9 protein-coding genes are annotated in these 9,578 nt (G+C 46.3%); 6 read left to right on the forward strand and 3 right to left on the reverse strand.

Going from position 1 to position 9,578, the window contains the following annotated elements; all coding sequences use genetic code 11:
• From tssI to LGZ99_RS19325, 5 genes are all read left to right on the forward strand, one after another.
• Positions 1–1,380: type VI secretion system tip protein TssI/VgrG (gene tssI, locus LGZ99_RS19305; protein WP_262979461.1), on the forward strand; the 1,380-nt coding region annotated here is incomplete at its 5' end.
• A 2-nt stretch (positions 1,381–1,382) separates the two neighbouring features.
• The gene (locus tag LGZ99_RS19310) at positions 1,383–2,738 is read left to right on the forward strand and encodes a VRR-NUC domain-containing protein (RefSeq protein ID WP_036836782.1); all 1,356 of its coding nucleotides are present in this window, start codon (positions 1,383–1,385) and stop codon (positions 2,736–2,738) included.
• Positions 2,739–2,753: 15 nt separating this feature from the next.
• Positions 2,754–3,899: a DUF3396 domain-containing protein gene (locus tag LGZ99_RS19315; RefSeq protein ID WP_036836781.1), complete on the forward strand. Its 1,146-nt coding sequence runs from the start codon at positions 2,754–2,756 to the stop codon at positions 3,897–3,899.
• Positions 3,900–3,935: 36 nt separating this feature from the next.
• Positions 3,936–5,081, forward strand: coding sequence for a DUF3396 domain-containing protein (locus tag LGZ99_RS19320; RefSeq protein ID WP_262979462.1), 1,146 nt, complete (start codon positions 3,936–3,938; stop codon positions 5,079–5,081).
• Positions 5,082–5,084: 3 nt separating this feature from the next.
• Complete coding sequence (locus LGZ99_RS19325) at positions 5,085–5,357, forward strand: PAAR domain-containing protein (protein ID WP_046975334.1); 273 nt, start codon at positions 5,085–5,087, stop codon at positions 5,355–5,357.
• A 1,308-nt stretch (positions 5,358–6,665) separates the two neighbouring features.
• On the opposite strand, the gene LGZ99_RS19330 is transcribed toward LGZ99_RS19325, so the two are convergent.
• Positions 6,666–7,307 (reverse strand): HD domain-containing protein, encoded by a 642-nt coding sequence (locus LGZ99_RS19330; RefSeq protein WP_023045996.1) that lies wholly within the window; start codon positions 7,305–7,307, stop codon positions 6,666–6,668.
• Between the two features lie 114 nt (positions 7,308–7,421).
• Between LGZ99_RS19330 and LGZ99_RS19335 the strand changes: the two genes are divergently transcribed.
• Complete coding sequence (locus LGZ99_RS19335) at positions 7,422–8,411, forward strand: GlxA family transcriptional regulator (protein ID WP_262979463.1); 990 nt, start codon at positions 7,422–7,424, stop codon at positions 8,409–8,411.
• A 118-nt stretch (positions 8,412–8,529) separates the two neighbouring features.
• Here the strand turns inward: LGZ99_RS19335 and LGZ99_RS19340 are convergent, their stop codons facing one another.
• The gene (locus LGZ99_RS19340; RefSeq protein ID WP_036836777.1) at positions 8,530–9,045 is read right to left on the reverse strand and encodes a GNAT family N-acetyltransferase; all 516 of its coding nucleotides are present in this window, start codon (positions 9,043–9,045) and stop codon (positions 8,530–8,532) included.
• A complete protein-coding gene (locus tag LGZ99_RS19345) occupies positions 9,029–9,322 on the reverse strand; it encodes a type II toxin-antitoxin system TacA family antitoxin (RefSeq protein WP_036836775.1) in 294 nt (97 codons plus the stop codon). The genes LGZ99_RS19340 and LGZ99_RS19345 overlap by 17 nt, the downstream gene beginning before the upstream one ends.
• Between the last annotated feature and the right edge of the window lie 256 nt (positions 9,323–9,578).

Raw genomic sequence — 9,578 nt, forward strand, 5'->3', positions numbered from 1 at the left:
TTTGAAAGCTACGGGCGTTTTCAGTGGGATGCGGAAGGAAAACCTTTTACCCAACTGCGGTTAGAGCAGTTACAAAACTACAGCAAAGTTGGCACAGCCCAAACCAACTGTATCCGGCTTCGTCCGGGCAAAATTTTTACGCTGCAATCCCATCCAATAGAAACGATGAATGACTGCTGGCAGGTGCTGTCTGTCACTCATTATGGGCGGCAGCCTATCGCCTCAAACGACGGTGGCGAAGGAACAACATTGACAAACGATGTCACCTTTATTCCAGGACACCAGGATTGGCGGCCACCTTACCGCTACAAACCGCTGGCGGACGGTGATGAAGTCGCTACGGTAGTCGGGGCGGGCAGCGAAGAGATTTATGTGAACAAACACGGCGAGATACGTATCCACTTCCATTGGAACCGCTACGATGAAGCGGACGACCTCGCTTCCTGCTGGGTGCGGGTCTCACAGGGCTGGAACGGCAACGGTTTCGGTTTTATGGCGATACCCCGCGTCGGTCAGGAGGTGATAGTCAGCTATCTGAATGGCGATATTGACCGCCCGATTGTGACGGGCTGTACCTACAACGGCCTCAACCGCCCGCCACTTGATTTACCGATGGAGAAGACCCGTACCACCTTTAAAACCCGAACTCACCGGGGCCAGGGATTTAATGAACTGCGCTTTGAGGATGCCAAAGGCAGCGAGGAAGTGTTTATTCATGCTCAGCGGGATATGAAAACGCAGGTTCTCTGGGATAAAACCACGCAGATAGGCAATGACCAGAAAACAGACGTTGAGCATAACCGCACTGCGATAATTAAAAACGATGATGACGAAGCCGTGCAGGGCTGCCAGACGCTGGAAGTCGGTCAAAATCAAACGGTGACCATTAAAGGTCAGCAAGCCATTTCAATTGGTAAAAGCCATCAATTGAACGTCGCTGATAACCAGCAAATTACCGTGGGTAAACATATCTCGCTGCACTCTGACAGCGGGCAAATCACCATTGGGAACGCCGGCGGACAGATAGTCATTGATCCCATGGGGAATATCCGTATTGAGGGCGTCAGCATCACTATGACCGACCACATCACCGGTAAGAAATCCGCCGGTGCGCTGTTTGACTACTCCGCTCGCTATACCCTGCGAAGTGAGCAAAGCGATAAGCCGCTGGTGAATACCCTCTATACCATCACCACTGGCGATGGTCAGGTCATCCCGGGTAAAACTGACGCGCTGGGCAGAACGATGACCGTGCAGAGTGCGACCGAAGAAAATCTGCAACTGAATTCACCGGAAGCAACACCCAAGCCGAAGAAAACCGTATACGAGGTCAGTGATAACGCGCCCGTAGAGTATGTTATGGAGTTTATGGAGGAGTAAGTATGGCAATATCCAACAGCGGCAAGATGTGCCCTGCCGTCACATCAATCACCTGCACGATGGAAATCGGGGTCTTTCCCGCCGATGAAGATCCCTGTTATCTGGCGAGAAAAGCTGAATATGCCCAGCGGCTGCCTGCCAGGATAACCACAAAACTGGGAGAGATACGTTCTCTTAAGCAGATTGTCATGAGTGGGTTAATTAAAATTGAAGAGTATAAGCACGATTTCCTGTGGCCTTATAAAGCAGAAGTGGTGTTTGCTATCAGAGAAGGGGCGGTGCCCTTACCCATGCTGGCAACCAGTCAAATATCGAAGCAGCGTTATGGCGATAATTTACCGCAATCCAGTAATCCGTTTGCCCGACCTTCTGCCGAAGACGCGGAGAAATTTGAGGTTGTTGGTATCCGTCGCCCCGATATTATTTTGGTTAAAGATGAAGCTATCCGCTGGCCGGGCAGAAATGCCACCTACTTCGATGGTTCTGTGCACTCTGATAATTTGAAGATGTTGATTGAGGTGAAATTTCCGGGGGATGAGCTATCTGATAATCAGGAACAAGATTATATTCAAATTGCTACCCGTTCTCGTTTTGGTGTAATGCGTGTCGACGATAGCCGCACAGAAGAACAAAAACAGTATGATGAAGCGTGGCGAAGACTTTATCAACCCGGTTCCCAACACTATAAAAATCCGATACCGCTGGCCCCGCTGCCACCCGGTTCGCCTCCTGATGATGAAGCTTTACCCATCCTGCCCGAAGAGGGTGTGCCGGGGACCATTCCTCAGCCGCTGACAAAAAAACTCCCGCTGATCAGCACTTCTCCCTGGTCTTTTTTACCCAGCTATGAAGACTGGGTTGTCCTCGGGCAGGAGGTGGCTGGTCTGGCCGAAAATGGGTTGAATTATGTCCGCGACAGTACTCGGGAGCTCCTTGCTCAGTTTGGGGAATGGTTTAGTAAAACTGGAAAGTGGGTGTGCGAAGAGATTATTGATCCGGTCACTCATCAAGTCAGCTACGCGTTTTCCTGGGTTAATGAACAAACCGGGAAAATCGTGACCTGGACTGAGAATGAGATAAAAGCCCGGTGGCAAACCGTGCAACAGGGCTCAGATATCACCCTGGAAGAGCTGAAAAACATTAGCTGGATGCAAATATTGAAAGAGGTGGGGGAAGGCATGCTGGAAGTGGTTGTAATTATTACCGGCGTTGCCGTTGTTATTCTCGTCACCCTTGCCGTCGCTGCCGCGCTGATTGCACTGGTGGAAATTTTAGCTGCCGCAGCAGCAGTCAGCGCCGCAGCATTAGCGGCTGTCCTGGCAATATTGGCGAGTGTGACATTCGCCACCGCCTCATAATGAAAGGAGATAAATATGGAAACTTTGGATTATTTTTCCCAGTTGAAATCACAACTGGCCGCGTTTACCTTCCTCAATGGCGATGGGCTGACTGTTTCTCGTCTGGGTATCTCGATTACCCTGTTTTTTAAACAGGGCTACACCCAGGAGAAAAAACAGCATATTCTGGCCTGTTATCGCCGTTTTCGCGAAGAGTTCAGCACTCACCTGCGTTTTCACCGTCATGAGCTGAAAGGGCTAAAAAAATATTCACCGGAAAATATTACCAAAGTCGAAGAGAGCATTCTTAACCAACAAAAAAACCAGCCTTCTAGTTGGGTAGTCAGTGATGCCAAAAATCTCTATGAAGCCCCTCATTATCTGATGCGTTATATGGATTCCCGGGAAATAAGCGGTGATAACAGTAGCTCCTACCTAAGCCTGACACTTCCTTGGGATTATCTGAAAGAGCAAGACGGCATGACCAAATTTATGGCCTGGCTGGATTTTCTGTGTGAACAGCTTGAACCCGACTGGGGAGACTGTGGTTATTGTCTGGTCCTGCCCAGAGATTACCATGACTACTTTCCTTTAGAGTATCAACTAGCCCAACGTTATCCTGCCTTGCAAGTCAACTCTACGGTTCATACAACACTGAGAGATTATGCCCATGCCATCCGGAGCATCAACTGGATCACCCTGCTGTCCAAACGCTTTGTAAGACGACTGGGTGGGGAAATCTGGATACGCAAAACGCTGGCTCGTTACACGGATGTGGTGATTAGCCCTTACTCCAATGGTCTGATGATCCGAGCCGGTCAATACCCGAACTTAACGCCACTGCCGGGCAGTGTCCCGGCGAGTTACTTTGCCATTAACCAACTGATACGCCCAATACGTTTTGTTCCGGGAGAAGGTGATTCACTGCATTTTTATGGAGAGGGTCATTTTGATGATATTTCCACACAAACCTGGTATGCCCGTTATGACCGTGGACCTCTGCATATAACTCCGATTAGAGGCGGCGAACCAGCCCTGGTTAGCGGGATCTGGCGAACTGATAGTCTGCCTGGCAAGCAGTACTTCTTTGCTCAGGGGGCGACAACCTTTGATATTCAGGGAGCAGAATCGGGTACAACCGTATGGCATCTGATACGGGAAGCAGCAAATATGTGGGAATAACAGATTATCCACTATCTCATCATGAACGGAGAGAATATGGAAACTTCGGATTATCTTTCCCGGTTAAAATCACAACTGGTTGGTTTTACTTTTACCAATGGTGATGGGCTGACTGTTTCCCGTCTGGGTATCTCGATTACCCTGTTTTTTAAACAGGGTTACACCCAAGAGAAAAAGCAACGCATTCTGGCCTGTTATCGCCGCTTTCGCGAAGAATTTGGTACCCACCTGCGTTTTCATCGTCATTCACTAAAGGGATTAAAAAAATATTCCCCAGAAAATATTGCCAAAGTCGAAGAAGGTATTCTTAATCGAAAAAAAAACCAGCTTTCTAGTTGGGTAGTCAGTGACGCCAAAAATCTCTATGAAGCCCCTCGCTATCTGATGCGTTATCTGGATTCCCGGGAAATAAGCGGTGATAACGGCAGTTCTTACCTAAGCCTGACACTTCCTTGGGATTATCTGAAAGAGCAAGACGGCATGACCAAATTTATGGCCTGGCTGGATTTTCTGTGCGAACAACTCGAACCGGATAGTGGGGACTGTGGCTACAGCCTGGTCATCCCCAGAGATTACCATGACTACTTTCCCTTAGAGTACCAGCTAGCGCAACGTTATCCCTCCCTGCAAGTCAATTCTGCGGTTCATACTGCGGTATTACAGTATGGACATTCCATCCGGGGCATTAATTGGATCACCCTGCTATCCAAACGCTTTGTCAACCGTCTAGGTGGGGAAATTTGGATACGTAAAACGCTGGCACGCTACCCGGATGTGGCGATTAGCCCTTACCGAAATGGTCTGATGATCCGGGCTGGTCAATACCCGGATCTAACACCACTACCGGGCAGTGTCCCGGCGAGTTATTTTGCCATTAACCAGCTGATACGCCCGATACGGGTGATCCCCCGTGAAGGCCATTCTCTGCATTTTTATGGTGAAGGACATTTTAATTCAACTTCCACTCTGGCCTGGTATGCCCGCTATGACCGTGGACCTCTGCACGTGACCCCGTGGAAGGGAAGCCATCCGGCCCTTGTCAGCGGATTCTGGCAAACCGACAGCATCCCTGACAAGCAGTATTTCTTTGCTCAGGGCGCGATGGCTTTTGATATTCAGGGAGCGGAGTCGGGCACAACAATCTGGCATTTAATACGAGAAGCGGAAAATATAACGGAGTAAATAATGCGAAGTGTAGTGGAAAGAAAAAAAATTATCCTTAAAGGTGATACCACAACAACCGGAGGAAATGTTCTCAATGGTTCCGGTTTGGTAAACCAACAACTGGAGGTTGCCCGTAAAGGTGATTCGGTATTTTGTCCCGCCTGTAAACAAACCGGCGCTATTGCGGAAGGCTCTAACTTATTCAATATACAGGGAATACCTGTCGCACTGGAGGGACACCTTGTTAAGTGTGGTTGCCAGACCGGAGCTTGTCGATTAAAGGTACGGTCATAAATATCAAACTCCAGGGCCATTAATTGAAATACCCACAAAACCAAGGCAGGTTTTAAACTGTTATTAACATTCATTTTTTTAACTGATAATGTTAATCGGTATAAAGTTTTAACCGTTTTTCTACCCCTTTTAACGCCTGCTTTTTATTAAGTTTAATCATCATCGGCTTATCATGTTTTACGTTTAACAAATACTCATCATATCCACTTTTTATCTTTACTGACGCTGTTTTACCCGTAGTTTTAATAAGTCATCCCCCTTTATTTTTTCTTCATAAATCAGCAAATAAATAACCTGATGATATAAAAACACCCCTTTCTGTTTTTCCGATAATCACCGCCTGTTTCAGGACTTAAATCCTGCCAAATTAACCGTTTTATCCCTTTTTTATTGCATTATTTTTAGGGTTTTATTCATAAAATAACCGGCGAGAAAGCACTTAAATACCCGTCTATTCGGATAATATTCTTTTACGCGCGGATTTCTTTTCAACTCTCTTTTAATAGTTAATGCTTTTCTATTAAATGCAATTAACTCTTCTTTTGAAAAGTTGTATTTACTGAGTTAAATCCGCCCTTGATATATACCCTTCATCTTTCAAGTTGCTGCTTTGTTGGCTGCGTTCACTTACCCCAGTCACATCGTTATCTATGCTCCTGGGGATGCGTTCACTTGCCGCCGCGCTGCAACTTGAAATCTATTGGGTATAAAAGCTTCAATCTTTCTATATTCGTGCTTTTAAATGATTATGGCATACACCTAAGATTGTTGAAAAAGTGTCATTTTCTTTATCCGGCACTCTGTTTTAATCCGAAAAAACAGGTAAAAACTTTAATTATCAAAGGTAAAAAATAGTGATTAACGCTTTTTAAAAGCGAGTAAAAAATTTGATATTATACTGATACAGAAAGAGAAAACATCATGAAAAACGGGTTTTAAACTGATTAATAAGATGACATTATTAACCAAATAATAAAACATGGAATTAGATTAAAACATTTAACAGGATTAACCGCATAGTGAAAAAATAGCATTTAGCAATATTAAAAATGATTAAAAAAATGGGATTTTATTTTAATACCATTGGTATATCTATTACCCTCTCTGGTTTTAAACCTGAAAAATCAAATACAAGAAAAACGAGAAAACTTGAATATCAATTTAACAAAACTGCGGAATTTTCCCCCTAAATTCTCTGAAAGTGAAGCGAACGTTTAAGATTAGAGGGAAGATGGATAGAATACCGTTTCAAAACGGATAACCTACATTTGAATAGCAGGTTATCCTCCAGCTGTCACAGCAAGGCACTTAGCCTTTCCAGCGGGAATTGCGGATCACGTGGCAGATATTGAGGGGAACAAGTCCGGGCTCTTTATCCTGTATGACATCCGTATTGAAATTACCTGATATTCTCTGGGATTTGTCCTTGATGCCGTCATAAAAAGCCTGAATGATATCTTCCTTGAAGCGGTCAGTGCGTGGGTGTTGCTGTACAACAGCACTGCGCTCACTGTCGCTGAATGCTTCGTAATTGATACCTAACACGTCCATTTCAACGCCAGCGGTGACGAGCGCAATTTCGGGCGCCATAAACTCCGGAATGCCCGGCGTGGTATGTAAAGCAATCGCCGTCCAGACTTTATCAATATCGGCCTGAGCGATGCCATATCCTTGCAGGAAATGTTTCGCCGCATTCGCGCCGTCAACCTCGAATCGTTTGTCACAGCTACAGTGCTCATGTGTCAGGCCGATGTCATGAAACATACATCCAACATAGAGCAGTTCATGGTCCACGTTAAGCCCAAGACGCTGACCCGCGAGCGCCCCCCAGTAGTAAACACGACTCGAATGATGAAAAAGCAGGTCAGATTCCGTATCGCGGATGAACGTGGTTGTGTCACGGGTTATTTGGGTGTCAGGAATACTCACACCATTAATTGAAAAACTCATATGCTGTCTCCGGTTGATTAAGTGAAGGTAAGCATAAAACACATGACATCCGTCCTGAATCAACTTATAACGATGATTAAGGACATTAAGATTAAATAAGACTTCTGCAAAGCAATGATTCACAACATCACCATACTGGCTGTGCCTAACGTTCAACTGCTTGATGTCTCAGGCCCTCTGGACGTGTTCGCTGAGGCGAACCGCATATTGCACCGGCAGGTCTATTCCCTGAGCGTGATGTCAACTGGGTCAGACATCATCACTTCCTCTTCAGGCGTTAGGCTGATGGCCGATGTGATTTTGAGCCATACCGCCAGCCACCCGGCAGACACGTTTCTTGTGGCTGGCGCGCCGGATGCACATAACCATACCCTTTCAGAACAGGAGCGCGTTGCAATCATCGAAATGTGTCATCGCAGTCAGCGTTACGGCTCTGTCTGTACTGGTGCCCTGCTGCTGGCGCAGACCGGACTGTTGAAACAGCGTCGGGTGACAACCCACTGGGAGTGTGCTGAACTGCTCGCGATGCGTTTTCCCGAAATCACGGTTGAACCGGACATGTTCTATGTGGCTGATGGACCGTTGAGAACTGCTGCGGGGGTGACATCCGGGCTGGATCTGGCGCTCCGGTTGGTTGAAGAAGATCTGGGCCGTGAGCTCGCGATGGAGGTGGCAGCGAGTCTCGTCATGTTTTTCAGGCGACCGGTCTGTCAGGGGCACTTTATCCGCAGGAGCCAGTTGTCCCTATCCGGGAGAGCCGCTTTTCAGGATTTGCAACGCTGGGCGCAGGTAAACTTGCAGGATATCAGTGGCCTACAGGATATGGCTACACACATGAACCTGAGCATCAGGCATCTGGGACGCCTGTTCCGCCAGGAGCTCAACATGAAGGCCGGAGTGTGGTTGGAGAATGCACGTATTGAGAAAGCGCGAACGTTACTTGAGGAAGGCAGGCTCCCGCTCAAGGCAATACCGGGAGCCTGTGGATACAGAAGCAGCGATGTGATGCGCAGGGCCTTTATTAAAAATACGGGCATGACCCCTTCTGTTTATAGAAAAATATTCCTACAGACGCAGCAGACTGGCATTAAAGAAGAAAACTGACGGTCAGACATGAGATTCTCAGCTGGAACCGCCGAGAATTTTGTCAACAGCCTATTAGGCAAAGGTTTACTGGCTATTTTTGCTAATGATGAAGTGCTGAACTTTGGGGCAGTTCAGTTTACGGCAAGGTGTTGGCAATCTCTATACAGGTTTGAATTGGAAGCCACATTTCAAGGCGAGAATGATCGCTGGGATCAGCCGGTAAAAAATCATACTGTTGATAAAAGGGAACGACTTGTGGAGACATAGGATCGACAAATAGCCCAATGGCCGAAATTTGTTGTGCAACCAATGCTGTTCGATATATAGCATCAATCAATAACCGCTCACCTAAACCTTGTCCTTGTTGTGAATGATCCACCGCAAGACGGGCTAGTTTTACAGCACTGAGTGGATGGGGATAGTTTTTGTAATCTTTGTGAGCAGGTGGCGTTGTCACAGAATATCCGGTGAGGGTGTGATAACCCATGATTGTCGCAGGGGCAGAATCCCGGCAGGCCACATAAGTTTTTGACATGTGCTTTACGGTTTTCTGCCGGGCTTGTTGTTGTAGAAACTGATTTAATTCAGCTACGCTGCAATCAAAAGTTTTGCGGTTATGTTGCTGAGTTACCTCTTCAATGATTATTGACATTCACCGTTTCCTTGTAGTGCTTCGCTGCTTTGAGCAACTTATTATTTGCTTTTGGCGGATTTTCCAAAGCTGCAAACAATGCATCAGCACCTGCCATTGAGAGGTGTAATGTTTCGGTCCGTTCAATCACATTACGTGCTTTCTCCATCGCTGATTCGATAAGGAATTGTGAAATGGTTGTACCGGAGTAATCAGCTGCCCTTTGTATGATTTCTTGAATCTCTGTAGAGATTCGTGCAACCAAACGGGCTTCTTTACGTTCTGCATGAGAAGTCATTATTTTACCTAAGTTTTCAGGTCTTATAGATAGAAAGAACGGAAGCGGTGTGCTTCACCTTCTTTGGTAAAGATCGCCATTATGGCATATAAGTAATTAACGTCAACATGTGTGCCTTTTCGGCATACATCTATAATCACGTGAGCTTTTTTAAGTTCAATTTTGTTGATTTAGGGTACAGCCTGTAAGCAAACAGTATCACAAATAAATTTGACATTAGTGGTAATATCGGTTTTACATACCGAATAATTTTTAA

It is taken from the genome of Photorhabdus temperata (genome assembly GCF_025384845.1).
Taxonomy (GTDB): Bacteria; Pseudomonadota; Gammaproteobacteria; order Enterobacterales; family Enterobacteriaceae; genus Photorhabdus; species Photorhabdus temperata.

Bases quoted from the DNA above. Each gene is read 5' to 3' on its own strand.
- LGZ99_RS19310 (WP_036836782.1), top strand. From the start codon at position 1,383: ATGGCAATATCCAACAGCGGCAAGATGTGCCCTGCCGTCACATCAATC.
- LGZ99_RS19315 (WP_036836781.1), top strand. From the start codon at position 2,754: ATGGAAACTTTGGATTATTTTTCCCAGTTGAAATCACAACTGGCCGCG.
- LGZ99_RS19320 (WP_262979462.1), top strand. From the start codon at position 3,936: ATGGAAACTTCGGATTATCTTTCCCGGTTAAAATCACAACTGGTTGGT.
- LGZ99_RS19325 (WP_046975334.1), top strand. From the start codon at position 5,085: ATGCGAAGTGTAGTGGAAAGAAAAAAAATTATCCTTAAAGGTGATACC.
- LGZ99_RS19330 (WP_023045996.1), bottom strand. From the start codon at position 7,307: ATGAGTTTTTCAATTAATGGTGTGAGTATTCCTGACACCCAAATAACC.
- LGZ99_RS19335 (WP_262979463.1), top strand. From the start codon at position 7,422: ATGATTCACAACATCACCATACTGGCTGTGCCTAACGTTCAACTGCTT.
- LGZ99_RS19340 (WP_036836777.1), bottom strand. From the start codon at position 9,045: ATGTCAATAATCATTGAAGAGGTAACTCAGCAACATAACCGCAAAACT.
- LGZ99_RS19345 (WP_036836775.1), bottom strand. From the start codon at position 9,322: ATGACTTCTCATGCAGAACGTAAAGAAGCCCGTTTGGTTGCACGAATC.